We start from the raw sequence: 24555 nt of genomic DNA, 5'->3' as shown, positions 1-24555 counted from the left end.
CGGTGACGCGCGACGAACGCGCATTGCCCGCGTGTCAGCGCTCTCCTTCGGACAAATCGACCGAAGAGCCGCTGCCGCTGTGATCGCCTGAGCGGACCGCCTGCCCGGCTGCCGACGCAGCATGCCGAATGGTCTCGGCACGCTTCATGCGGCGCGCCCAATTGGGCTGCGCTTCGGTCGAAGTGCTCGCGGCCTGCTCGCCCCCTTGCCCACCACTGCCGAGGGCAGCCCCAGCGCGGCGCAACGGGCTCATGACAGCCGCACCGCCAGCCTCCGCGACGCCGGCGAGGCCGCCACTTCGATAGGCGACGGATGCACTTCTCAAGGCGGCACCGCCACCACGCGCGGCACCAGCCATCGCTCCGCCAGCGATACCAGCACCGCCGGCGACGAGGCCTGCGCCGGCAGCAAGAACGCCGCCAGCGGCCAGCCCCGTTCCAATCGCGGCGCCGGCACCGAGTTGGGGTCCGCCAGAGACCAGGCCGTTTGCGATTCCAGGACCAAAGATGCCGAGGCCCAGCAAGGAGAGCGCCGCGAGCACCAGCGTCATCGCGTCTTCGATGGTCGGCTGTCCACCGCCGAAGCCAGCGGTGAATTGCGAGAACAGGGTCGAGCCGATGCCAAGGATGACGGCAAGGACCAGAACTTTGATCCCTGACGATATAACGTTGCCCAACACCCGCTCCGCCGCAAAGGCTGTCTTGCCAAACAACCCAAAGGGGATGAGCACGAAGCCGGCCAGCGTTGTGAGCTTGAACTCGATTAGAGTGACAAAGAGCTGGATCGCCAGAGTGAAGAAGGCGAGCAGGACCACGACCCATGCGAACAGGAGAACAACGATCTGGACGAAATTCTCGAAGAAGCTGATGTAGCCCATCAGGTTCGAGATCGAATCGAGTAGCGGTCGGCCGGCATCGAGTCCGACTTGGGCGATCTTACCCGGTCTGAGGAAGTCGGATGCGGACAGGCTTGCGCCGGATGCCTTCAGTCCAAGACCGGCAAAGCTCTCGAAGATGATGCGCGCCAGGCTGTTCCAGTTGTCGATGAGATACGCGAAGACCCCTACGAAGAGCGTCTTCTTGACGAGGCGCGCGATGATGTCTTCGTCAGTTCCCCAACTCCAGAACAACGCGGCGAGCGTGATGTCGATCGCAGCAAGGGTCGTTGCGAGATATCCGACATCACTCCCCAGCAGCCCGAAGCCATTATCGATATAGCGCGTGAACGCTTCCAGGAACTGGTCAATGATCCCCGTACCAGTCATGGCTTGTTCGCCTCGGGTGCCGCTAGGTCCGAATATCCCTGCGGGACCCGGCTTTGATCCTTTTGGACAGGTATCGAGCTGGTTGAGTCATTGTGGCTGGGAGCTACAAGGCCATCTCTCCTGCCGAGGAAGCGGCGCCGGTTTTCAGCCCAAATCTGCTGGCAGTGGCGATAATCTGCCGTCTGCTCTGGAATGACACCGCGGCAGTGTACGAGGTCGGCGTTGGCTGCATCGGTCCTCTGCTCAGCCTTCGGCGCCGCCCCAGATTCGTCGCGGCCACGCAGCTGAATCGTGCAGGCCGCGACGGCCACCAGGCCGATTGTCGTAAGCAACGACAGCGCCTTGAATGCCCTTACATCGGTCATCAGTGGAACATCTGCACATTGGAGGATTGATAGCCCTGTCCTGGCGTCAGAAAACGCCTGAGCTGCTCTCGCCCCTGATCCTGAGCCGAAGCGCGCTGAGCCGCTTCGAGGCTCTGCGCCCTGCCCTGCGCCGCCGCGGCCGCTGTGAGATCGGCAAGTTGTTGCGCTTGAAGCGCGAGGATCTGGTTGCCGGCCTGAGTTGCCTGCAAGGCGCCACTGGCACTCTGGCTCGAGGTTACGAGGGCAGACGTCTGGATGCGATTGTTGTCGAGGTTGCCAACGATGCCGGCCTGGACACGAAGCGCGTCTTGCGTCGCTGCATAGGAATTCTGCCATCGCGATTGAGCGTTGGAGATCAGCAACGGGCTCGACTGGCTGCTGGTCGCTGGCGCATAGCTTGTCGAGAAGGCATGATCGATCTGCTGCACGTCGTAGGCAATGCGCTGGGCCTGGGCCAGTAATTGCTGGGTACGCTGGATCGATGATTGCAGTTGCTGCAGCGACGAATACGGCAGGTTTGCAAGATTCCTTGCCTGATTGATCAGCATTTGTGCCTCGTTCTGCAACGAGGTGATCTGATTGTTGATCTGCTGCAGTTCCCGTGCGGCCGTCAGGACATTCTGGACGTAGTTGGTGGGATCGAAGACGATCAGCGCCCGTGCGGGCACCGTGACACCAAGCAACAGCGCGAAGGCGGCCGTGGTCGCCAATAGGCCAAGAGGTCTCATAGCGATCTCTCCAGATTGACGAGATGGGGGATCAGATCTGTCGCCCAGGCGACGCCACGATGCTGGAGCCACGCAGGCACGAAGCCGTCGGGTCCATGTTCGGCGATGAGTTGCGAGATGGCGGCCTGGTCTGTCTTGGAAGAGGCCGCGGTGAATGCGAGCGCAACCTCGCCAAGGCCAAGCTCGAACATCCGGTTGCCGCGACGAGACTGGCAATAGTAGTCGCGCTTTGGCGTTGCCCGGCTCAGAAGTTCGATCTGGCGGTCATTGAGGCCGAAGCGGCGGTAGATGGCAGTGATCTGCGGTTCGATCGCCCGTTCGTTCGGTAGCAACAATCGCGTTGGGCAGCTTTCGATGATAGCCGGTGCAATCGCGGAGACATCAATGTCCGAAAGCGACTGTGTGGCGAAGATGACGGACGCGTTCTTCTTCCGAAGCGTCTTCAACCATTCCCGGAGCTGCCCTGCAAAATCCTCGTCATCAAGGGCAAGCCAACCTTCATCGACAATCAGGAGTGTGGGCCGGCCATCGAGGCGATCCCCGATACGATGGAAGAGGTACGCCAGCACGGCCGGGGCCGCGCTCGTCCCGATCAACCCTTCGGTCTCGAACGCCTGAACCGAGGCTTCGCCCAGGCGCTCGAATTCGGCATCGAGTAGGCGCCCGGACGGACCGCCGAGGCAATAGGGTTGAAGTGCGCGCTTCAGGGAATTCGACTGCAGCAGAACTGACAGGCCCGTGAGGGTGCGTTCCTCCCTCGGTGCCGAAGCGAGAGATGTCAGCGCCGACCACAGATGATCCTTGACCTCCGGGGTGATCTCGACCTTTTCCCGCGCCAGGATCGCGCCGATCCATTCCGTCGCCCAACCACGCTCGGAAGGATCGTCGATCCAGGCCAGCGGCTGCAGGGCAGCGGGGTTTTCGTCCCCATCCGACAAGGCGCCACCTAAATCGTGCCAGTCGCCCCCCATGGCGAGCGCGGCCGCCCGGATCGAACCGCCGAAATCGAACGCGAAGACCTGAGAATTCGGGTAGCGGCGGAACTGCAACGCCATCAGCGCCAGCAGCACAGATTTGCCGGCGCCAGTCGGTCCCACCACGAGAGTATGGCCGACGTCGCCAACGTGAAGCGAGAATCGGAAGGGGGTTGATCCCTCGGTCTTGCCGAACAGGAGCGGTGGCCCCTCGAAGTGCAGATCCCTCGCCTCGCCTGCCCACAGCGCCGACATCGGTATCATGTGGGCCAGATTGAGGGTCGAGACCGGTGGCTGGCGGACATTGGCATAAACATGCCCGGGCAGGCTACCGAGCCACGCCTCGACGGCGTTCACCGTCTCAATCATGCAGGTGAAATCGCGGCCCTGAATGACCTTCTCGACCAGCCGCAACTTTTCGTCGGCCGCATTGGGATCGCGATCCCAGACGGCAATGGTCGCCGTGACAAAGGCTTGTCCAATTTGGTCCGACCCCAGTTCCTGCAACGCCGCGTCGGCGTCGATCGCTTTGTTGTGAGCGTCGGTATCGAGCAGCGTCGACGCCTCGTTGGTCATGACCTCCTTGAGGATGGCGCCGATGGACTTTCTCTTGGCGAACCACTGGCGGCGGATTTTGGTCAGCAGCTTGGTCGCATCGGTCTTGTCGAGCATGATTGCTCGGGTCGACCAGCGATACGAAAAGGCCAGGCGGTTCAAGTCGTCGAGGATTCCTGGCGTCGTCGCTCCTGGAAAGCCGACAATCGTCAAGACCCGCAAGTTGGCCGAACCCAGCATCGGCTCGAGTCCGCCGGTCAGCGGCTGGTCCGCCAACAGCGCGTCGATGTACATGGGGGTTTCGGGTACTCGAACGCGATGACGCTTGGTCGAGATCGTCGAGTGCAGATAGGTCAGCGTGTCCTGATCATTGAGCCAGGCGCATTCCGGCATGAATCCTTCGACCAGTTGAAGCACGCGGCTGGTTTGGTCGATAAATCCGCGGAGAACCTCGCGCGCGTCTGCTCCAAAGGTGCGATCCCGGCCCTCATAGAGAAGTCGTTCTGCCTTCGCAGCCCCCTCCTCCGGTGGCAAGTAGAGGAAGGTCAGGAAATAACTGGACTCATAGTGGGTGCCCGCCTCTTCGAACTGAGCTCTGCGCTCCGCGTCGACCAGCGCGGATGCTACATCCGGAAAGGTGCTCGGAGGATAGGCTCCTGCAAAATGGCGCTGTGCCTCAACGAACACGGCCCAGCCGGATCCCAGGCGACGCAAGGCGTTATTCAAGCGGCCGGCGACGGCGACAAGTTCAGCCGGCACTGCGCTGTCGAGGTCAGGCCCCCGGAACTTGGCCGTCCGCTGGAACGAGCCGTCCTTGTTCAGGATGATTCCCTCGTCAACCAGGGCGGCCCAAGGCAGGAAGTCGGCGAGCCGCGCGTTGGAATGGCGATATTCGGCAAGGTTCATCATGACCGAGAGCTCAGCTGTTGAGATGACCGGGGATGCGCAGATGTCGACGCACCACATCGACAAAAGCGGGGTCGCGCTTGGCGGCCCAGACGGCGGCCATGTGGCCGATGAACCAGAGGACGAGACCCGCTATCCAGAGCCGCAGCCCCAGACCCAAGGCTGCGGCAAGCGTGCCGTTGACGATCGCAACCGATCGCGGCGCGCCACCCATCAGGATGGGCTCGGTGAGTGCGCGGTGAACAGGCACGACAAAGCCCGCGATAGGTCCATCCATCAGATCACCACGCCGCCGCCGAAGGAGAAGAACGACAGGAAGAAGCTCGAGGCCGCAAACGCGATCGACAGACCGAACACGATCTGGATCAGTCGGCGGAAACCGCCCGAGGAATCCCCGAATGCGAGCGTTAAGCCGGTCACGACGATGATGATGACCGCGATGATCTTTGCGACCGGCCCCTCCACTGACTGCAAGATCTGATTGAGCGGCTGCTCCCACGGCATGTTCGAACCAGCAGCCCATGCGGGCTGAACTGCCAAAAACATCGTGCCGAAGGCAGCCAACGATGCACCGCGAAGAAAGCGAAATTGCTGACGCATGTCAGTCTCCTGCTGTTGAAAGGCTGTAGTCGCCGGTGGCACCCAGCCCTGAGACGGTGGCGAGCTCAGCCAGGCGGCGGTCAGCGCCGCGTCCCACCAGCACGGCGACGAGGTCGATGGTCTCGGCGATCAGGGCGCGCGGAACCGTGATGACGGCTTCCTGGATGAGTTGCTCGAGCCGCCGCAGCGCGCCGAGCGCAGTCCCAGCATGGATGGTACCGATGCCGCCGGGATGGCCGGTGCCCCAGGCCTTGAGGAGGTCGAGTGCTTCGGCACCTCGGACTTCGCCGATCGGGATACGGTCAGGACGCAGTCGGAGGGACGAGCGGACAAGATCCGACAGCGTCGCCACGCCGTCCTTGGTCCGCAACGCAACGAGATTGGGCGCCCTGCACTGTAGCTCGCGGGTGTCTTCGATCAGCACGACCCGATCGGAGGTCTTCGCCACCTCGGCCAGAAGCGCGCTCGTCAACGTGGTCTTGCCCGTCGATGTCCCGCCAGCGACAAGGATGTTCTTTCGCGCCGCGACCGCGTTCTGCAGGGTCTTGGCCTGCTGCGAGGTCATAATGCGCCTGGCGACGTAGTCGTCGAGTGTAAAGACGGCCACGGCGGGCTTGCGGATAGCAAAGGCCGGCGCCGCAACGACCGGGGGCAAGAGTCCTTCGAAGCGCTCACCCGTCCCCGGCAATTCGGCCGAAACCCGCGGCGCGCCCGCATGCACCTCGGCGCCGACGTGATGCGCAACCAGGCGAACAATGCGCTCGCCATCCGCGGCCGAGATGGTTTCACCTGTGTCGATCAGACCATTCGACAACCGGTCGATCCACAGCCTACCATCCGGATTGAGCATCACCTCGATGATCGCTTCATCTTCGAGGTAGCCGGCAATCGCCGCGCCAAGCGCGCTGCGCAGCATTCGCGCACCGCGCGAATTTGCCTCCGATTGGATGGAATGGATTGCCACAGTTCGCCCCCACCGAAGAGGACGTCCAAAGAACGTCCTCAGATGGGGATGATTAGAAAGAGCACCAACGGACGTTGCGCAACAGGGGCTTTCCGTGATCGTAGATTAGCGTAGAAAAAGAAAGACTGAGAACTGATGTTGGACGGCTACTCAATCGTACGGTCCACGGCCAGGTGTTGCTCACCATGCCACATCGTCTTCCGAGGGCGGGAGAATGACCCAATCCTCATATGAGCTTATCGACTCGACATCGTCGAAAACATCAGCCGGCACCAAGGACGGAATCGGCCTCGTCTGTGAGGCTAGGTCTCGGCCCGGAGGCAGCGCGAACCAGAGCAGCGCCGCGATCTGAATTGCTACGTTGAGACTGAACGCGATTTGATAGGCTTGGACGGGCCTATGGCCACCATTCACAGACCATTGCTCCAGGATCAGGCCAGTCCCGAATTGTGCCAAAAATGCCCAGCCGAAGTGCAGGAGATTTAGAGCGCCATTGGCACGACCAGCTAGCTCAGGCGGAAAGTGATCAGCTATTACCGCGAAGCTCGCCACAGTTGTCGTTCCGACAACGGCAACAACGGACCACGGCACAATGGACGGCACAGGTGCTCGCAAGATCAAGGCCAGCTCAGCTGCGACAAACAGAATTGCTACCATCGCTAATACCGTCTCCGGCCCGAGTCCTCTCCGTTTGATGTAATGGACCGTCGTACCGAACAACCAGGCCCCGCAGCTCAAGACGATCGACATCGTAAGAAGCTGGCGGACCAGACTTGCGCGATCAAGCCCCTCGACATCTGTGAGCCACGGCGATGCCCACAATCCCTGCAGGGACCAGGACGAGCCAACGCAAGTCGCCGACAACGGTGCCATTCGCCAGAACCGCCGATCGCCGAATACGGAACGAAGAGTGGCACGCCCTGTTGTCGGGGGAACGGCTCGATCAGGCACGACGACATAGATAAGGATGGCAGTCGCGGCGGTGGCGATCGCTAGGATCGCAAAGAGCTGCCGCCAACCGATCCAGGTGAGCAAATGTTCGGCCGGAGCTGTAGCAGTCACCGCTCCCAGCGAGCCCAGCATGACTAAATAGCCGTTAAGCAAGCCACCTCGTTCCCTAGGGAACCAAAGGATGACTGATTTCAGACCTGCGGTCAGCGACGCCGCGACGCCAAGCCCGATCATTGCACGTGCGATCAAGAGTGACAGGAAGCCGGTCGACACCGCAAACAGTACTGCGCCACCTGCTGCGAGCAGGAGCAGAGCGCTCTGGACACGACGCGGTCCAAATCGATCCAACAATATGCCGATTGGGATCTGAGCCGCCGCGAAAACAAAGAAATAGACTGAAGTCAGCAATCCAAGGTCGGCAGTCCCAAGCTCGGCATCCGAACTGAGATGAGTCGCGATCAAAGCGTTGATTGTTCGAAAAAGATACGAGAGATAACATCCAGCAGCAAACGGGAGAAAGACGCGCGCGATGAGACTCCACGGCCGGTAGATTTGCATGCTGGTCCTCTTGCTATCAACTCGTGCAACCGATAGCGCGGCCAGCTTTAGTGAATTCGGATAAATCGGCGCGATCGTAGGCTGGCGTAGTAAAAGAAGAACCGGCGAAACGGTCTGTCGACATGGCCCACTCGAGTTTCTTTGGCTTGCTCCTGACGTTTTTGGAATCTGCCTGAGAATGCCATGCCCTTTGCAAACGACGTCCAAGCACCTCGACAAAACCTCGAAACACTCCCTGTCTTTTCCCCGCGGAGCCCCTTGGCATTTGGTACTGGCGGTGTGATCGTCACAGAACGGGAAGAAGAGAGCCAAGGTCTCGAGCGTCAAACCAACGCTCGCTCAAGCCTCTGCATCTGAGGCTCCAGCCGCTCGAAGGAGGCCGCTGTTCGCCGCTGATTCCTCTGCTAGGCGGAGGCGGCGCCGGCTTCAGCCTCTTGAGCGCTAACCATCTATCCGTTCGCGACGATCGCACGAATGCCGCTGGATCGAGTGGTGGCACACCCTCTCGATAAACCGCACCTTCCTTGCCGGATTGGCGGCAAGACCAACCCATACGCCATCGGCGGCGGGAGTCTGCGCGGTTTGCCAGCACCTGATTCATGAGACTGTAGGATAGCCAGAGAATTAACCACCCCCGTACGGCTCTACAGGACTTTCTTCGTCTCTTTCGGACCGCGCTCCCGTAACAAACGTGCGTGCTCGGTCACCCATTTGGCGCGCGCAAGATGACTCTGGTATGCCTTCCGCGCTCGATCCGGCTCCCGATCGGGATCAATGTGCAAGGCGAGGCGAGCGACTTCTCGCCAGTCCGCTCCCTCACCCTCGGCCTGCAGAAGGCGAATGTACGTTACAACATGCTCATCGTCGTAAGATGTCAGCACCGGCCCGCTGGGAGCCAGGTCAGCCACGTTAGGATCGAGAGGGGGCATCTGCATGGTCGGTCGCGGAGTTTACTATCAAAGGGTTCGTGGATCGCATTTTGTTTAGTATATCGAGGTGCAATATACTGAACAAGCGGCATCTTCATCCGCATGGATTTGCGGGAGACATTTGCCACCAACCTGCGTCGTCTGCGCAACGCTAGGGGATGGTCGCAAGACGAACTTGCCCTGGAGGCTGAGATAAGCCGAAGCTATCTGAACCAGCTTGAACAGGGCGTTTATTACGTCAGCATAAAGGTCATCGGCCGCCTCGCCGACAAACTCGAAGTCGAGCCTGATGAGTTCCTAAAGCGGACTGCTAAGAAGGTTCGCACCAAGTAGCGCAGCCCCAACCCGCGAGCTGGGCTAAAGCCCGGCGAGCGCTTCGCCCTCGAGGAAGCGTGGCTCAGATTGCGCTCCACCAATCGTCTTGCGTTGACCTCGAGTTCGTGGCGTGCGTCCTGATGAGCCTCCCGCCAGCAAATGCAGTAATGCCCGGCACGAGATCGAAGAAGCTGTCGTGCTACCGGTTTTCTTCGTCCGAATACAGGTCGATCATTTTGGAAGTCTCGGCCGTAACAGCCGTTGTCGCGCAGACGCTTCGACCTTCTTAACGTTTAGAAGTGAGGTTAATTCGAAGCTCAGCTTGATGCGCGAGGTGCCGATGGCATTATGCGCAGGCCGGATGGGACTCGTCTTTCCCCAAGCCGAAATCCCAAGACCACGATTTCAATGGTCCGGTACGGGGCCGCCAGCAACACCGCCCCCAAAACTCTGGCGGCCCCACCTCTTGGGATGAAGCGCCAATGCCGTTCGAGAACGTCTCTGATCACTTCATCATTCACATGTATGAAGCCATCCGCGACGACGTGCACGCCGAGGCCGCAGCAGGCGTTCGCCTGCTCAGTGGGCCAGCCAAGGAGCGCGCCGAACAACTCAGACAGGAAATCGAGCGCCGCGGGCTTTTCTATAAGCCGATTGAATGGCCGGCAAAGGTTTAGATCATTGGTCTTCAGGAGCAGGTAGACCGGAGACTATCGGGACTGAGCCATCTCAAGATTTCCGGTCGTCCAGCGCGAAAGAGTTCAGCTACGCTTAAGAGCTGACTTCTTCTTAAGCCGAGAAGTCTCCTTTTTTCTTAGAAGCACAGCGAGATTTATGCTTGACAACCGACCCGGCCAGTCAGTTCATATTCAAATACTTCAAGGTCATCTATCGAGTCCGCTTACCTTGATACAGTTAGCCATTTCTGCGATCGGTGTTTCGAGCCCGCCAAATCGGTCGGAGGGACGTTGCGTCCGCTTGCGCCGCAAGCGTTCACCATGGCTTAAGCTGGCGCTGCTGGTGCTCTGCGCAGACCTGCTGCTGTCGACGATTGCCTGGACAATCGCTGACTTCGCATCGAGTTGAGCCGGCATGACCGACCTCGTCAGGAGGCACGGTTAACACCGATTGGCATGCCTGCGGCGTTTTCTGGGTGCAAGGTCCTTGGGTTGGGAATATTGCCAACGCAAGTTCGCGAACGAGCAAAGCCGGGTGAATGGACTCTGGCGCGCGGGTCTGCGCTCCGCCTCCCCCGTATTCCTCCGGGTTTCGCCAGCTCCAACTTGTGCCCTAGCCTGCAGCACGATGGCGCCTCTGCTGCTGAAGAATAAGGCACCTTGTCTTCAGAGTTCCAAGCGGTTAAATTTCGAGCTATTTCTTAGCATATTTTTGGTGGCTTGGATGCGGATCGTCCTCACAATTTTGGCTATTTGGGTTCTGCTCAACGTCCTGTTCGTTTTGCTCGTTGTTCGCCCCCGTAAACCGCGGCCGATATCTCCTCGAAAAAAACTCTCGCCGGCTCCGATCGAACTCGGTCAAACAGAAGCAGAGCGGGACGAACCCCTCTTACTTCGTCACGTGATCGTCGCGGTCGCAACAGGAGCTTTTTTTGTCCTCGCGCCGCCACTCATCGCACTCGGCGATACGATTGCTCGCTTCTTTCGAAAGCCGCCGCGTAACTGAGCCGGAAGACAAGCGTCCTCTGCTGACACGTCTTGAGTTGCGAGCTCAATAAGCCTCTTGGAACAACACAGCCGAGGCTGTGCGCGCCATTATCTTGAGGTCGAGCCAGATGCTCCAATTGCCGACGTACCAAACGTCGTACTCGACCCGTTTTTCCATCAGATCGACAGTGGGTATTCCGCCGCGGAATCCGTTCACCTGGGCCCAGCCCGTCAGACCGGGCTTCATATGATGGCGATAAACATATTTACTGATCAGCTCGTCATAAAAGTTGTCATGGGCAAGCGCATGCGGGCGCGGCCCGACCAGCGACATGTTGCCGAGCAATACGTTCCAGAGCTGAGGTAGCGCGTCGATACCCGTCATGCGAAGGAAGCGCCCGATCCTAGTGATCCGCACACCCTTTTTGGTTGGCTGCCTGGTCGTCGCAACATCCTCGCAAACGGTCATCGTGCGAAATTTCCAGATCTCGAACGGCTTGCCATTAAACCCGCGGCGCGACTGCCGGAAAATGATCGGTCCAGGCGAATCCAGCTTGATCAGAACGGCAACGGTTAGCACCAAGGGCATCAGGAGCACGAGGGCAAACAACGCCACTCCCACATCAAGGCAGCGCTTTTGCAATCGCTCGAAGATGCTGAGCGGCGGTCGCTGAATCTCGATCGCGACGGTTCCGCTGACCGGGAGAAATGGACGAGCCACTAGATCTGCGATCGGATCGTCGGGTAGCAAGCGTATCGGCTGAGGTAAAACGCGCAAAAAGGGCGCTAGCTTACGCAGCAGCGGGAGCTCATTCCAGTCGATCGCGAGCAGATATTCATCAACATCAGCAGTGTGCGATTGACGGATGACGTCGCGGATCGCGCGCTGCCAGTGATCATCGTCGCAATTGGCCCCGAGAACAAGATGATGCACGACGTCAAACCCGTTCCGCCCCAGATCCTTAAAGCGGCTAGAGGTAAGATCGAGCGATCTCAGACTCAGCAAGATTACCTTGCGATCGACCAGGCGACTTCTCGCAAAGCTTGTCTCAAACACGGCCTGCCAGACGACGCGGAGACTGATCAGGCAAGTGCCTCCGAACGCAGCGAAGACGAGGACAGTTCCTCGGGAGAGATTGTCCGTCGAGTCTAACAAGAAGGCGACGACGGCAAGGACGGCCAGCGACATCAACCAGATCAACAGCGCCTTCCGAAGCTGCCAAGCTAAATTGAGCAGTCGGTGGGTCGCGTACACATCATGAAAATAGGCAACCGTTACGAAAACGCCCCCGACAAACAAACCGGCTCCTACTGACCCGTCGGCGGGTGCAGCAACTGTAGTACCACGAAGGGACGCCCCGACCACATAGCTCAGCAGGATCAGCAAAAAATCAGCGGCTACGATCACGAACTGAAACGGTCGCTGCAGAGCACTGCCGCGCGCGGACAACAGCGCACGCGCGCTTTCATAATCGTAAGTTGCAGCCCCCATTCGAACCTCTGCGTGTCGAGGGTGGGCCTGCCGCTCATCCTCGTGCTGAATGACTCACCTCACCCCACGAGACAAGGTGTTGACCGAACGCAGCGAGATTGTGGCATGGTACACAAAATTTTTGCGACAAGGATCGAATGCGTGTATTTATGTATGTTTGCAATCCGGAGCAATTTGTCACACCAAAGACACGCAACGTGCCGGTCCCCGCACTCTAATCACGTTCCACTTTGAAGTTGCTCGCGCTATTCCATAGATGCTCAGCTTTAAGGCGAACGCGTGAAGAACCGTCAATTACGAGCGTTCTATGACAATGCTATCCGAGGATGCGCTTCAAAAACTGACACAGTATGCCAGTCTGAGCTAGATCGCTTCATCTTATCGTTGGCACGCAGCTGCCTTTGTCCGGTCCGACAAAGAACTGGCTTATCAAAAGCTGCGCCGTTCGCCAATTGCCATCAAAAAGCGATCTGACTTTTTCGGATCTTCGGAGCGAGCGTAAGCGCTGTTCAGCGGCCACCTACCGGATGACGAGGTGATCTGCGAGTCTGCGGTTCGGTTTCGATCGTTAGGCTTAGAATGGAAAGAGTGCATACTGCTATCTCGGAGCCGGTGCGGCGGCTTGAGGTCTTCACCGGAGCTGGTCGTCGGCGGAACCTGACGCCGCTCGGATCGGAATCATCACCGTCTCAGAAGCTCAAGAACCCGCTGCAGCGCCTCCGTGTCCACGTCCCGATCAACGCGCACGCGACACCCGCCGCCAAGCTCGACCTCGACAATGCCGGCCCCGCACCTTGCGCAGGCGGTGAAGACACGGTTGTCGCGCGCCACTCGAGCTCGGAGCCGCCGCAGGCGTGATCTCAACCGGAACAAGCACCGGCGCGGCATCCCCGCTCAACTTGCCTTCCCGCGCCGAGCGGCGCCACGTGAACAATTGGCTTATCGACAGCCCGTTACGTCGTGCCGTCACCGACACCAGACCTGGCCCGCCATAGCTCTCGGTGACGATCCGCTGCTTTTCTTCCAATGTCCAACGGCGTCGAGCGCCCGTCGAGACGACTTCAAGTCGGGAAACCTTCGCATAGGCATATGGTCAGTCATATGCCTATGCCTGCATCCTCCACCAAACCGCGCAAGGCGGTCTCCGCCGGAGCGATACCCATCTGGGTCTATGACATCGGAGAAGATGGCGTCCAGGCGTTCACCGACTTCGGCATCGAGAACCTGATCGAGCTCATCAAGTTCTACAAAGAACACCCCGAACTGCTCAGAAGGTGACGCGGCGGCACGCCGAACGGATACAAACCTGTAAGCTGAATGGCGTCGATCCGCTTGCCTATCTGACCGATGCCCTCACAGGATCGTCAACGGCCATCCAAACAGCAACATCGATGAACTGCTTCCGTGGGTCTATGGCCGTCACGAACTTAAAGCGGTGGCCTGAGAATCTGAGAACGACGCTTACGAACGATCGACTTGTGCGCAGACGCTGCGCAAGCGAACCGTTCTCGGGGCTTCTCAACTTCAGCCAGCCTGACTGCCCGAACGAGGCCTTAAAGCTCTCGCGGGGAGAGCGAGGAGCGCCTTGGTCTAGCGCGTGTACTCATAAGTCCGGAATGTCCCCTCCCCAGCAGCGGCGCAGAAACCGACATTGCTTGAGGTCCAAGTTGGACCACAAGGCAACATTCACGGTCAGTGTGGCGCAATACAGAAGACGACGCGTCGCGGGCTTTCTGTAGTTCGCAGTCGGCATCAGTTCACGATGCCGGCGATGTTGCGACGGCGATATGCCATAAAGCCGACACCGCAGAAGCCGAGGATCATCATGGCCCAAGTCGAAGGCTCGGGAACTGCAGCCGTGACCGGCGTCATCGTACCCGTGAAATTACCCGCCCCCTCGAACGTAAGTGCAGTGATAAAGGCCACGGGATTGTTGGGATCTAGACCAGGATTGATACCGAGCACTTCGAATTCACTGACCCCGGTGCCACCAAAATTGAACAGCTGACCTCCCGCAAGATTCGCATCAAACGCCCACGACGTACCGTTCCACAGCAGTAACTCGTAAAGACCGGAGTTTCCCGTCGGCAAAGTCACACTGGCAAAATTGGGATCGCCAAGACCCGTTCTAAATATATAGCCAATCGCGCTTGCGGGATCGATATTGTACGTCACGCCCGGAGCGACTGTAAGGTTGAAGCCGTAGGTGATCTGCCCATTCGAGACGGTAGTGGTGGGAAGATTCACCGGCGGCGTGCCGTTTGGTAGGATCTGAAAATTGGAATAGACGCGCGAGAGCGCCTGAACGTTGCCGTTGAGCAGGTTTGTCGATGATCCGTTTCGCGTCTGCAGGGCGTTGATCTCGATCGTATATTGCGTATTGGACTGCAGTGACGTTCCAGGAATTGTAAAATCCGACGGAGTAACCGAATAAGAAGTTATGCTGGGGCTTAGATTTGTGCTGACAACCAATCCGTTGTTGACAACGTGGCCGTTCGAAAAAGTTATCAAGTTGTTCTGATAAATATTAATCCGATAACCTTCGACGGTGGTACCAGGCGGAGGTGCCCAACTGAATGTTGGAGTCTGACCGGTACCCGAAAGCGTGACGCTTTGAACGAATGGGATCTCACCTTGTCCAGCTAGAGAAACCGTCGTGTGCGCTGACGTAGGCGAGGTATTTGGATTGTTGAAAGTCAGCGTCCACGGATTAGTCAGGTTGGCCGGATTGTTATTTGCAAGCGAGCCGCACGATGTCGTGCAGATTGCTAGATTGCCTTGGAAAAAATTTGGAGTGCCCGGACTGGTTTGGCCGGTCAGAATTCGCGTTATGGTTTGGCCGGTAGCTGCATTAATAGTAGTAGCCACGCCCGTCGTGCCACCCGATACGCCGTTGGGTACGACACTATCCGCCCCGTACCGAATGATCTCGCCGCTAGAGAAGCCCAAATTGTTCGGGCCCACATTGAACCATTGAATGAAGGGGTCACTGATAGTAATCGAAGAAGCCGAGGCTTGACTCAGTGTGCTCGCGAGCACCAGCAAAGCAGCGCATGGTTTAGCCAAATAGCGTCCAGTCATTGCCCCCTCCATGAATAATTGCAGAAATAAATCGAAGAAACGCCCGTACACCAAAAAAACCGAGCGACTTTAGTTTTTGCAATTTGCAGTTCTTTTAAGCTGAATAGTTAATAAAGTGCGACATCTTGTCAAGGTAGGCCACTGAGCGAACGAACGGCGACCAGCGCGGAATGAGAACAGTTGAAGGTCCCCTCAGAGTCGGGCTGAGCAGAAGATTTCTGCTTGAACCCCAAACCCGACATAACGCTTTTAGGAGAACACGCCCTAATTCGCCAGGCGGCCCCGGACCGCGATCTCGAAGTTGGACATACAGGCTTCGAGGCTCCGGACCGGGCTTTCATAGAGAGTGCTTGCCAAGTACCGAAGACGCGCATGGGAGCGTCCTTCGATCTCGTCGAGTTCGGACGCAATATTTTCTAGCGCTTGCTGAAGACGCCGCAGATCGGAAAGCTGACGTTCTGCCCGGTCCATAGGCTGGCCCTCTACCAGTTTCGGCGAGGAAGAGAGTCTCGGTGGTCTAAAGAGACATTTGGCAGGACCGCAATGCAGAACGTCTGCTCAAGTCACCGGCTCCCCCGATCTCCTCGCCGAACAAAATCAAGCATAGTTTAAATGAGAACCATTTTTCTCGATTTCTTTAGAGTAGTCAATGGCGGAATAAATGCCGCAGCCAGTTATATAGACTGGGCACACGATTAACTAAGTCGCGTCGAGGGTGGCGATAGCCCATTAAATGGAAGGACTGCATCTGCCTAGCGCAGCCTAGAAGGCGTTTCGTTGGCGGCGATCGCCCGAGGCGCGCGAACCGCGAGGCGTTCTGGTGGGTCAGTACGGCCGCTCAGAAGGAGCCAATTTGGTCGCATCAACCTCGCCGTCGTCATGCGAGCATCCCATTGGCACGACCCACCAATCGCGCTATGCGCACGGGATGTTCAAAAAATTCTTGGCGCTAGCGGCTTGGGGCACTCTTGCCTTCGTCTGCTTTGTCTCGCTGTCGCCTATGCGCTTCCGTCCAGAGGCCGCGGTGGAAAGCTCGGCAGAGATGCAGCGAATTATCGCCTATTTCTTCTTGGCGTTTCTGTTCGGGGCTGCTTATCCAGCCCGATTGATCCGATCGTTAATGTTCGTGATTGTTGTAGCCCTAGCACTTGAGGCTATGCAGGGATTAACGCCCGACCGACATGGCCGATTGATCGACGCTATGGAGAAAGTTGTAGGAGCGGTGAGCGGCTGCGGCGCCGCAAGAGTTATCCAGGTTCTTATCGAACGCCGCTCGACCTAATTCCTCTTTTGGTTCTGGTCAGGGGCGAATTCCCACCACCCTGCTGGCTTGCCCGCGCCGTCCTGCCATCTCCCACTCACGAGACGGCAAACTCATGCTCATGCGCATACGCCGAATTGACTTTAATTAAATATGTTATTAAATATCCGTATTTAAAAGTTAATGTGTGAGGTCAACGATGATCAAAATGTACGTTGCCACAGCCGGGCTGATACTCGCTCTAGCTACACCTGCAGAAGCTGACGTCATCTACCCGAACCCGGGCACGGAAAACCCGACGACATACACCTTCACTTCAACCTCGAACGGCGTGCTGAGCGCATATTTTTATGGTTCAGGCGCCTCCTTTACCGAGAGCCTGGGGTTGCTGGTCAACGGGCAGGACCGAGGCACTGCTCTAGAAAATCAAAGCAGTGCGTACGGACAGTCGTATGATTTCGGCAAGGTCACCATCGGTGACACACTCGTCTTCTACATCGACGTCAAGACGACCGGCTACACCTACTACTCCGACATCAAGATGAACTCTGATGGCGTGAACCACGTGTATTCGACTGCTTTCAACGGTGATGGGACGATCCCCAAAGGCACCTATGTCGGCTTTGAAGATCTCAGCCTGCATCAGACGGGTTGGACTGACAACAATTACACCGATGAACAATTTGTCTTCACGATTACGGCCGTACCTGAGCCATCTACGTGGGCAATGATGATTCTCGGCTTCGCCGGCATCAGCTTCTTCACGTATCGGCGCCGCAATTCGGGCGATGCGATCGCCTGATTTATGTTCCACGATGTTTTATAAACAGGCTGCACTTCGCTGAAGAGGAGGACGTATGATGGCTGGATATTTCGCGGGAATGCTCGTCGCCTTGGGCTTCTCAAAGCTAGAGCGCCGAAAAAATAGTTATCTATTCCGAGTTTCACAGGTCGAGCATCGCGAGCTGCAGACCTGGATCTAGCACGCGGTTGAAGAAGTAGCGAATCGGCAGGTGATGAAGGGAATGTCGTCGGCGCCTTCAGGCATATCTCACCTTCACTGGAGCCATCGGCGAGCTTTTCTGCCCAGCGGCGGCCTGTTGCCGGCTCTATCTCGTCGCTGCCGTCCCTCGTGAACTCGACGGTATCGCCTTTGCAACGGCCATGTATTGCCGCGTGAGGCAATCCGGGGCGAACTCGCCGCCTTCAGAGCTGCGAACAGGATGTAAGAACCCGCCCCAGCCATGTCGGTGATCGCGCGTTTCCAGACCCGCCATTTGCCCCGCAAGCTCATGGCTGCACCGCCAGCAGCTTGGGCAGACGGATCAGATTGTAAGCCGCGAGCGCCAACGTAAAGGGTCTCCCTCCGGTGAGGGCCGTCTTGCCGGGTTAAGAGGAGTGCTGTGTAACAGCCCTTATGGACAGCAATAAGTTCAGTGCTCAGATTGAACGGTTCGAGGTTTTCGAGACCGGCCGTCGCCGTCGCTGGAGCTCTGATGAGAAACTCAAGATTATTCCGTAAAGGGGGCTAGACCGGCGGACTCTTGATTGTCAATCGGCCTGCAAATTTGACCCCTCATCGGCGTCCAATTTTGACCCCTTCGTGCGGCGGGTTTTGCTGGTAGCGCTCGTCTCGTCGGAGCTGGCCGGGATAGCGGAGGCGAGACGAGCGCGGGTGGCGTGATCGTCGTCTCGACTCTTGAACCGCCAGCTATCGTTGCCGGTCTCGACGATGTCGCAGTGATGGGTCAATCGGTCGAGCAGCGCGGTGGTCATTTTGGCGTCGCCGAACACGCTCGGCCATTCGCCGAAGGCGAGATTGGTGGTCACGATGACGGAGGCGCGCTCATAGAGCCGGCTGACGAGGTGGAAGAGAAGCTGGCCACCGGACTGCGCGAAGGGCAAATAGCCGAGTTCATCCAGCACGATGAAGTCCATCCGGGTCAGATGCTCGGCGAGCCGTCCTTGCCGTCCGTTGCGGGTCTCGGTCTCGAGGCGATTGACGAGGTCGACTACGTTGAAGAAGCGGCCGCGGGCACCGGATCGGATGCAGCTTCTGGCGATGGCGATGGCCAGGTGGGTTTTGCCTGTGCCAGTGCCGCCAACCAGCACGACGTTGCGTTGTTGGGCGATGAAGCCGCCGCCAGCGACATCATTGACGAGAGTCTGATTGATCGGCGTGCCGTCGAACTGGAAGTCGGCGATGTCCTTGGCGAGCGGCAGCTTGGCAATGGTGAGCTGGTATTTGATCGACCTGGCTTGCTTCTCGTTGATCTCGGCGTTGAGCAGGTCGCCGACAATGCGCTGAGGTTCGTGCTGGCGCTTGACGGCAGTCGCCATGATCTCGTCGAAGGCAGCCTTCATGCCGTAGAGCTTGAGTTCGCCCATGAGGTCGAAGATTTGGGTTCGTTCCATCAGATGGTCCTCCGGAGGTTGTCGTAGCGAGCACAATCGGCGATCGGTGCATGACGGAGCGTCAGTGCGGCCGGCGTCATGATGTTGGCCGGTGGGGCGGGTTCGCGTTGACGGGCCAGGATATTGAGCACGACATCGGCGGAATGGACGCTGTGACTGAGCGCTTCGGCACAGGCCGCTTCCACCGCGGGCAGACCGTCAGTCAGCACCGCGTTGAGGATGTCGACCATCTGCCGATTGCCATCGTCGGTGCTGGCAAGCTTGCGCCGGATCCGCTCGATCGCGGCCGGCAGCACCCAGTCTTTGAAGGGAGCACCATTACGCAAGGCGCCGGGTTTGCGGGCGAGCACCGGCACATAATGCCAGGGGTCGTAGACGGTATCGCCGCGGCCAAAGGATCGCGGGTGCTCGGCAACGATGCGTCCATCCTGACGGATCACGATGCGATCGGCATAGGCTTGAACCTCGACGGGGCGTCCGACTGCGCTGGCTGCGACCGAGTACTTGTTGTTGTCGAAGCGCACCAGGCAGGTCTTCGAGACCGATGCCGTCACCGCATGGAAGCCGTCGAAGCGGCCGGCATAGGGAACGAGATTGGGGCGTTCGGCTTCGAACACGTCCCAGATCGTCTGATCGACCAGCTCCGGATGGCGATGAGCCTTGGCGTAGGCGATGCATTTGTCGAGCAGCCAGGCGTTTAACTCGTCGAGGTTTTTGAACCGCAGCCGCGGCGTGAAGAAGCGTTCTCGCACCAGCCCGACCTGGTTCTCGACCTGCCCCTTCTCCCAGCCCGACGCTGGCGTGCAGGCGACCGGATCGACCAGATAGTGACTGCACATCTGCAGGAAGCGGCGATTGTAGAGACGCCCTTTACCGACGAAGATCGTCTCCACGGCGGTCTTCATGTTGTCATAGATGCCGCGGGTGCAGGTGCCTTTGAACAGGGCGAACGCCCGGTCGTGGGCGTCGAACACCATCTCCTGCGTCTCCCGCGGATAGGCCCGCACGAACAGCATGCGGCTGTGACAGAGCCGGACATGGGCGGCCTTCACCATCACCGTGGTGCCGCTCAGCAAGACCACCTCGTGGCTCCAGTCGAACTGGTAGGCTTCGCCTGGGGCAAAGCTCAGCGGGACATAAGCGGCCGCGGTCGATTGCCCGCGTTCTTTGCTCCACCGCCTGGCGTAACGCCGCACCGCATCGTAACCGCCGTCATAGCCGCGGCCGCGCAGCTCTTCGAAGATCCGGATCAACGTCAGCTGTTCGCGAGCCGATTTAGCCGCGTTCGCCGCCAGCAATCCATCAAGCTCTGCTGCCCATCGTCCCAGCTTTGGCCGCGGCTGCACCTGCCGCTCGTACTCGAAGGAGGTCTCTCCCGACCTCAGCACCTTCCGAACCGTGTTCCGCGATACCTTCAGGTCACGGGCGATCTCCTTGATCGTCTTGCCCTTGATGAAGTGCTCGCGCCGGATCCGGGCAATCGTCTCCACGATCAGCATCCCCCACCACCTGCTTCGTTCCAAAGCAGGCAACGCAACAGACCAATCTGTAGGGGGTCAATTTTGGACGCCGATCCCCCGGCTTAGGGGGTCAATATTGCAGGCCGAACGACATCTTGGCTGATGCGTCGGACAAGCTGGCGGGTGTTTGCACAATCGTTGAAGGCAAATTTGCGGTTGCCGCCGAGCGGCTCGACGCCGATGCAAAGCTATCGCAGACACCTCATGCCGTCGTCGTTCGCGCCGACCTCCGCTCGGTTGGGAATATTTCCGCGCTGAAAACCCGAGCAGCGCGGATCAACAGGGCAGCCAAGCGTATTTTTCTCGTCGAGCAGCCAACTCACATCTGCATTTCGCAGGCCTATGCGCTCGGAGCCACGCTCGTCCTGCCTGGAGCCATCAACCGAAACCGTCTACTGGCCGCGCTGATTGACCCAACCGAGCCAGAAAGTTCCTCCACGAGTGGGCCGCACTCGGTCGAAGCCGCTGGAGCCGGGGCAAGGGCGATTGCCTCAATGTTCACTGCGGCCAGGCTCGGCGAGCTAATCGACGTCGGCAGCGCGAAGGAGACCGGCCGCAGGATCGCCGATTGCATTTTCGAGCACGGTCTCACCGAATGGCTGACGACCGTTAGACGGCATCACGAAGGTACATACCAACACTGCCTGCTTGTGACAGGACTCGCCATCGATTTCGGCCTGAGCCTCGGGGTAAGCAAGGCGGATCTCGAGCGGCTCTATTCCGCCGCCTTGTTCCACGACATCGGCAAGGCGAGCATCCCGCTCGAGGTCCTGGACAAGCCGGCAAAGCTCGATGTCAGGGAGCGCTCGCTAATCGAGACCCACCCGATCACGGGATACAACGTGCTCAAGGGACAGCCTGGGATTTCTGCCGAGATCCTCGATGCTGTCCGGCATCATCACGAATACCTCGACGGTAGCGGATATCCTGATGCTCTCTGCGCAGAAAGCATTTCTGATATTGTCCGAATCCTGACCATTTCCGACATCTTCGCTGCGCTAATCGAGCACCGCGCGTACAGGCCCACCATGTCTCGCGAGGACGCCTACACTGTTCTTTGTGGAATGAACGGAAAGCTCGAACGGGCCTTGGTCTCCTCTTTCAAGGAGGTGGCCCTCATCAGGTAAGCGCGCACCGGGGGTCTTGAACCCACCGATGGACTGTGCCGCGATGCTTTGCGCGACCCGGGACTGACTAAGACCAATGCGGGCCAGTTTTCCATGGCGCGACACCTTGGGCGTCCGTCCTTGCGTCCAGCGCGGAAATTGCGCGAATACTGGTGCTTGCAGAATAGCACCAGGGCTGATGGCCGAGTTCTTCCTTAAGTCGTCCCATAGATGCGAGTACTGCTGCGTGCCTGCGCTCGCGCCGGAGTACGAGCTTACATTTCAGCGTGACTGTTAAGGGCCAGTTAAGTCTGGTGCGAGGCGTGCGCCGGCGCTTTACCGCTTGTTCAAGGCTGGGACGGTGAAGTGGCCTCATTTCTTACATTTATTACTTTGGATGCTTTCAAGTTAAGAGCGCGCCCATGGCCGAAGCCGCGTCACTCTTGCATGATTTGGATGAGGCTGTTGCAAGAGGAAATCCCGAGAGCTGCGTGCGGGCGATTTGGCACGCCACCGATCTCTTGATCGCAGGATCCTACTCCGAGGACCAAATCTGGACGTTTGGCGAGATCATTGGCCGGCTCGCCCAGGAGATCGAAACAACGGCGCGTGCGCAATTGGCAACAAAGCTCGCTGCGAGCAGTAAGGCGCCGTATAACCTGACAAGCCAATTGGCTTCCGACGACTGCATTGATGTAGCCGGGCCAATCCTCAAGGATTCGGAGCGCCTCAATGCAGAGACGTTGATTGCTTGCGCCAAGACCAAGAGTCAGGAGCATTTGCTCGCGATCTCTAAGCGGCGGAGCGTTCCGGAGGCGGTAACTGACGTTCTCGTGATCCGTGGCGCCAAGGAGGTTGTCGCTTCGGTCGCCGCAAATGGCGGTGCAAGCTTTTCGAAATCCGGGTTTCTGCATTTGGTGCGGCGTTCGGAAGGAGACTCGATCCTCGCTGAATCCCTGGGACTTCGAAGGGATATTCCCCGGCACCTGTTCCATCAGTTGATCGCCAAAGCCTCCGAAGAAGTGCGCCAAAAGCTCGAGCGGGAGCGCCCCGACATCGGGCCTCAGATCCACCGGATGGTCGTCGACGTCACCGGCACCGTCCACGCCAGGTTTGGTCCGGCTTCCAGAGATTATTTCACTGCTAAGCGAGCCGTCGCAAAGCTGCACGAGCGCGGCGAGTTGACCGAAGACAAGGTCTTTGAGTTCGCCCACTCTCTAAAGTTCAATGAAACGGCCGTTGCGCTCTCGCTGCTATGCCCGCTGCCGGTCGACATCGTCGAGCGGGCATTGATTGAGAAGGATCGCGAGCCGGTGTTGATCCTCTCTAAATCGCTCGACTTTTGCTGGCCGACCACGATGGCGCTTCTGTTCCTCGGTGCGCCCAATTACCGGATTACGGCCGGCGAGCTCGACCGGTTGAAGCTGCATTTTAATCGGCTCGATGTGGCGGCATGCCGGGGTGTCATCGTTCTGTATCGATCACGGAAGCAGGAATGCGGCAGCCGACCCTTTCACGCGTCCCCGAACCAAGCTTAATCGCGCGCCTGCATACAATCTGAGCCAAGCTGCTGGTAGTGCAGCCATGAGCTTGCGGGGCAAATGGCGGGTCGTGGAAACGCCCGATCACGACACGGCTGGGGCCCGTTCTTACATCCTGTTCGCAGCTGAAGGCGGCGAGTTCGCCATGGATTGCCTCACGGGGACAATACATGGCCGTTGCAAAGGCGATACCGTCGAGTTCACGTGGGACGGCGGCGACGAGATGGAGCCCGCAAGAGGCCGCGGCTGAGCAGAAGAGCTCGCCGATGGCTCGCTTGAAGGTGAGATATGCCTCGAAAGCGGGCAACGACATTCCCTTCCTCGCCCGAAGATTGGCTACTTCTTCAACAGCCTGCTAGAGCGGGCAAGCGAACCGAGAAAAAGAGCCTGGATCGCAGCCGACTGCCTCAGTCGCGCAACTCAGTTTTATCCGATATAGGCCGTGAGCTGTCGCGATGCTGCGTTGGTGCAGCCGGCTGCTCAAAACTTATGCCTAGCATCAGCTGACGTTCCGGATCGGCTTCGAGATCGTCCAGATAGCGAGAGTGAGCTCTCCCGGCCACAACAACTAGAATCAGCACAGAGGAGAGCAACAGTAACCAATCCACGATCTTGCATTTCCTTCGCGCACTCGGCCAAAACGAGCCTTGGGCCCGATCGTTCCGGGTACGTTGGGCCGCGCCGCTAGTGATTCGTACCGCAGGAACTTGTCGATCAGCGCGCGAATGCGCGTCAAAAGTGAGAAAATGCAAAGGCGGTCTAGGTGTAGGCCTTCACTTTTGAAGGGTCATACGATCCGCTAGGCAGGGCGCGGAACGCATTGATCCGATCAGTAGACGATCACCGGGCTTAACCCGGTTCTGATCATCCTCTTAGCGCTTCCATGGCACGAGCGCTGCCTTGAGTTAAGAAGTTCGCGTAAGAGTCACAATTCTTGCGAACCGCAAATTCCAAAGCTTTCACCTGCGACAGTCGACGAGAATACCGGCGCCGCCAGTAGAGAGTGGTTCGGGTACCGAAATCCACTGTTGCCGTAGTCAAGATGAAGGTCTCGCCGGCAGGCGAGGTGACGACGAGGCCCCTTATAAGCCGGCCAATCCCACCCCCGGCCCGGCCCCAAGCTAGAGGCTCCGATAAGACTCATGACTGCGGAGGCGTAAGGTTATGGATGAAGAGCTTCACCCCTCCGAACGCGCCTCTCACATTGCAAGCGATATTGCACACGACCCTCGCCACTTTGTCCGCGTTTGCGAGCTCCAGCGCCTCGGCCGCGCAATCGCGCCTGTAGTCTGCACCATCTATAGAACTTCGCTGGCCTTTGCCGACTGGTTCGGCGCCTCGACCATTTTACATACGTTTCTGGTCC

General features: G+C 58.6%; 19 protein-coding genes and 5 pseudogenes. 10 read left to right on the top strand and 14 right to left on the bottom strand.

The window, feature by feature from the left end; translation table 11 throughout:
• Positions 1-34 precede the first annotated feature (34 nt).
• The 9 genes from trbL to X265_RS41340 all read right to left on the bottom strand — a co-directional run bounded on the left by trbL (position 35) and on the right by X265_RS41340 (position 8800).
• Complete coding sequence (trbL, locus tag X265_RS13255; RefSeq protein ID WP_128965206.1) at positions 35-1264, bottom strand: P-type conjugative transfer protein TrbL; 1230 nt, start codon at positions 1262-1264, stop codon at positions 35-37.
• Complete coding sequence (trbK-alt, locus tag X265_RS13250; protein WP_128965205.1) at positions 1261-1629, bottom strand: putative entry exclusion protein TrbK-alt; 369 nt, start codon at positions 1627-1629, stop codon at positions 1261-1263. The genes trbL and trbK-alt overlap by 4 nt, the downstream gene beginning before the upstream one ends.
• Complete coding sequence (trbJ, locus tag X265_RS13245) at positions 1629-2357, bottom strand: P-type conjugative transfer protein TrbJ (protein WP_128969251.1); 729 nt, start codon at positions 2355-2357, stop codon at positions 1629-1631. Before trbJ ends, trbK-alt begins: the two co-directional genes overlap by 1 nt.
• The gene (gene trbE, locus X265_RS13240) at positions 2354-4795 is read right to left on the bottom strand and encodes a conjugal transfer protein TrbE (RefSeq protein ID WP_128965204.1); all 2442 of its coding nucleotides are present in this window, start codon (positions 4793-4795) and stop codon (positions 2354-2356) included. Before trbE ends, trbJ begins: the two co-directional genes overlap by 4 nt.
• A gap of 10 nt (positions 4796-4805) precedes the next feature.
• The gene (locus tag X265_RS13235; protein WP_128965203.1) at positions 4806-5069 is read right to left on the bottom strand and encodes a VirB3 family type IV secretion system protein; all 264 of its coding nucleotides are present in this window, start codon (positions 5067-5069) and stop codon (positions 4806-4808) included.
• Positions 5069-5392 (bottom strand): TrbC/VirB2 family type IV secretion system protein, encoded by a 324-nt coding sequence (locus X265_RS13230; protein ID WP_128965202.1) that lies wholly within the window; start codon positions 5390-5392, stop codon positions 5069-5071. The genes X265_RS13235 and X265_RS13230 overlap by 1 nt, the downstream gene beginning before the upstream one ends.
• A gap of 1 nt (position 5393) precedes the next feature.
• Positions 5394-6308, bottom strand: a complete 915-nt coding sequence (gene trbB, locus X265_RS13225) for a P-type conjugative transfer ATPase TrbB (protein ID WP_188637451.1) — start codon at positions 6306-6308, stop codon at positions 5394-5396.
• 228 nt (positions 6309-6536) lie between these two features.
• Positions 6537-7865 (bottom strand): MFS transporter, encoded by a 1329-nt coding sequence (locus X265_RS13220; protein WP_128965200.1) that lies wholly within the window; start codon positions 7863-7865, stop codon positions 6537-6539.
• Positions 7866-8509: 644 nt separating this feature from the next.
• Positions 8510-8800 carry a DUF2285 domain-containing protein gene (locus X265_RS41340; protein WP_128965199.1) on the bottom strand — a complete coding sequence of 97 codons (291 nt, stop codon included), beginning with the start codon at positions 8798-8800 and terminating at the stop codon, positions 8510-8512.
• Between the two features lie 96 nt (positions 8801-8896).
• Between X265_RS41340 and X265_RS13210 the strand changes: the two genes are divergently transcribed.
• From X265_RS13210 to X265_RS13200, 3 genes are all read left to right on the top strand, one after another.
• Entirely contained in the window at positions 8897-9127 is a 231-nt protein-coding gene (locus tag X265_RS13210; protein WP_128965198.1) for a helix-turn-helix domain-containing protein, read from the top strand.
• Between the two features lie 464 nt (positions 9128-9591).
• Positions 9592-9786 carry a hypothetical protein gene (locus tag X265_RS13205; protein ID WP_128965197.1) on the top strand — a complete coding sequence of 65 codons (195 nt, stop codon included), beginning with the start codon at positions 9592-9594 and terminating at the stop codon, positions 9784-9786.
• A gap of 724 nt (positions 9787-10510) precedes the next feature.
• Positions 10511-10792, top strand: coding sequence for a hypothetical protein (locus X265_RS13200; RefSeq protein ID WP_128965196.1), 282 nt, complete (start codon positions 10511-10513; stop codon positions 10790-10792).
• Between the two features lie 45 nt (positions 10793-10837).
• Here the strand turns inward: X265_RS13200 and X265_RS13195 are convergent, their stop codons facing one another.
• Positions 10838-12265, bottom strand: coding sequence for an exopolysaccharide biosynthesis polyprenyl glycosylphosphotransferase (locus tag X265_RS13195; protein ID WP_128965195.1), 1428 nt, complete (start codon positions 12263-12265; stop codon positions 10838-10840).
• A 588-nt stretch (positions 12266-12853) separates the two neighbouring features.
• Between X265_RS13195 and X265_RS41335 the strand changes: the two genes are divergently transcribed.
• On the top strand, positions 12854-13123 hold the full coding sequence (locus tag X265_RS41335) for a hypothetical protein (protein WP_244659497.1): 270 nt from the start codon (positions 12854-12856) through the stop codon (positions 13121-13123).
• Positions 13124-13181: 58 nt separating this feature from the next.
• Here X265_RS41335 and X265_RS42295 read toward each other — a convergent pair.
• Positions 13182-13292, bottom strand: a pseudogene (locus X265_RS42295) (transposase); the annotation flags it as partial.
• A 62-nt stretch (positions 13293-13354) separates the two neighbouring features.
• Here X265_RS42295 and X265_RS13180 point away from each other — a divergent pair.
• Both X265_RS13180 and X265_RS42290 read left to right on the top strand, forming a co-directional pair.
• Positions 13355-13543, top strand: a complete 189-nt coding sequence (locus tag X265_RS13180) for a hypothetical protein (protein ID WP_128965194.1) — start codon at positions 13355-13357, stop codon at positions 13541-13543.
• A gap of 11 nt (positions 13544-13554) precedes the next feature.
• Positions 13555-13709: pseudogene (locus tag X265_RS42290) on the top strand (transposase domain-containing protein); the annotation flags it as partial.
• Between the two features lie 308 nt (positions 13710-14017).
• Here X265_RS42290 and X265_RS42285 read toward each other — a convergent pair.
• Positions 14018-14119 (bottom strand): annotated as a pseudogene (locus tag X265_RS42285) (PEPxxWA-CTERM sorting domain-containing protein); the annotation flags it as partial.
• 2155 nt (positions 14120-16274) lie between these two features.
• Here X265_RS42285 and X265_RS13165 point away from each other — a divergent pair.
• Both X265_RS13165 and X265_RS42280 read left to right on the top strand, forming a co-directional pair.
• The gene (locus tag X265_RS13165; RefSeq protein ID WP_128965192.1) at positions 16275-16628 is read left to right on the top strand and encodes a VanZ family protein; all 354 of its coding nucleotides are present in this window, start codon (positions 16275-16277) and stop codon (positions 16626-16628) included.
• Positions 16629-17301: 673 nt separating this feature from the next.
• Positions 17302-17409 (top strand): annotated as a pseudogene (locus tag X265_RS42280) (PEPxxWA-CTERM sorting domain-containing protein); the annotation flags it as partial.
• Positions 17410-18158: 749 nt separating this feature from the next.
• Here X265_RS42280 and istB read toward each other — a convergent pair.
• Both istB and istA read right to left on the bottom strand, forming a co-directional pair.
• Complete coding sequence (gene istB, locus X265_RS13150) at positions 18159-19022, bottom strand: IS21-like element helper ATPase IstB (protein WP_128963210.1); 864 nt, start codon at positions 19020-19022, stop codon at positions 18159-18161.
• An 8-nt stretch (positions 19023-19030) separates the two neighbouring features.
• Positions 19031-20521: pseudogene (gene istA / locus X265_RS13145) on the bottom strand (IS21 family transposase); the annotation flags it as partial.
• A gap of 113 nt (positions 20522-20634) precedes the next feature.
• On the opposite strand from istA, the gene X265_RS13140 reads away from it, so the two are divergent.
• Positions 20635-21669: an HD-GYP domain-containing protein gene (locus X265_RS13140; protein WP_128965191.1), complete on the top strand. Its 1035-nt coding sequence runs from the start codon at positions 20635-20637 to the stop codon at positions 21667-21669.
• 401 nt (positions 21670-22070) lie between these two features.
• Positions 22071-23186, top strand: coding sequence for a DUF2336 domain-containing protein (locus X265_RS13135; protein WP_164938562.1), 1116 nt, complete (start codon positions 22071-22073; stop codon positions 23184-23186).
• Positions 23187-24555 lie beyond the last annotated feature (1369 nt).

Origin of the sequence: Bradyrhizobium guangdongense, from assembly GCF_004114975.1 — a bacterium.
Lineage (GTDB): Bacteria > Pseudomonadota > Alphaproteobacteria > Rhizobiales > Xanthobacteraceae > Bradyrhizobium > Bradyrhizobium guangdongense.
Note: the sequence above shows the minus strand (reverse complement) of the source record. Positions and strands in the feature narration are given on the sequence as shown.

Coding starts and splice junctions, on each gene's coding strand:
- trbJ (WP_128969251.1), bottom strand. CDS start 2,357: ATGAGACCTCTTGGCCTATTGGCGACCACGGCCGCCTTCGCGCTGTTG.
- X265_RS13220 (WP_128965200.1), bottom strand. CDS start 7,865: ATGCAAATCTACCGGCCGTGGAGTCTCATCGCGCGCGTCTTTCTCCCG.
- trbE (WP_128965204.1), bottom strand. CDS start 4,795: ATGATGAACCTTGCCGAATATCGCCATTCCAACGCGCGGCTCGCCGAC.
- X265_RS13180 (WP_128965194.1), top strand. CDS start 13,355: ATGGTCAGTCATATGCCTATGCCTGCATCCTCCACCAAACCGCGCAAG.
- X265_RS41340 (WP_128965199.1), bottom strand. CDS start 8,800: ATGCAGATGCCCCCTCTCGATCCTAACGTGGCTGACCTGGCTCCCAGC.
- istB (WP_128963210.1), bottom strand. CDS start 19,022: ATGGAACGAACCCAAATCTTCGACCTCATGGGCGAACTCAAGCTCTAC.
- X265_RS13230 (WP_128965202.1), bottom strand. CDS start 5,392: ATGCGTCAGCAATTTCGCTTTCTTCGCGGTGCATCGTTGGCTGCCTTC.
- X265_RS13195 (WP_128965195.1), bottom strand. CDS start 12,265: ATGGGGGCTGCAACTTACGATTATGAAAGCGCGCGTGCGCTGTTGTCC.
- X265_RS13135 (WP_164938562.1), top strand. CDS start 22,071: ATGGCCGAAGCCGCGTCACTCTTGCATGATTTGGATGAGGCTGTTGCA.
- X265_RS13165 (WP_128965192.1), top strand. CDS start 16,275: ATGTTCAAAAAATTCTTGGCGCTAGCGGCTTGGGGCACTCTTGCCTTC.
- trbB (WP_188637451.1), bottom strand. CDS start 6,308: ATGCTGCGCAGCGCGCTTGGCGCGGCGATTGCCGGCTACCTCGAAGAT.
- X265_RS13210 (WP_128965198.1), top strand. CDS start 8,897: ATGGATTTGCGGGAGACATTTGCCACCAACCTGCGTCGTCTGCGCAAC.
- X265_RS13200 (WP_128965196.1), top strand. CDS start 10,511: ATGCGGATCGTCCTCACAATTTTGGCTATTTGGGTTCTGCTCAACGTC.
- X265_RS13205 (WP_128965197.1), top strand. CDS start 9,592: ATGCCGTTCGAGAACGTCTCTGATCACTTCATCATTCACATGTATGAA.
- trbK-alt (WP_128965205.1), bottom strand. CDS start 1,629: ATGACCGATGTAAGGGCATTCAAGGCGCTGTCGTTGCTTACGACAATC.
- trbL (WP_128965206.1), bottom strand. CDS start 1,264: ATGACTGGTACGGGGATCATTGACCAGTTCCTGGAAGCGTTCACGCGC.
- X265_RS13235 (WP_128965203.1), bottom strand. CDS start 5,069: ATGGATGGACCTATCGCGGGCTTTGTCGTGCCTGTTCACCGCGCACTC.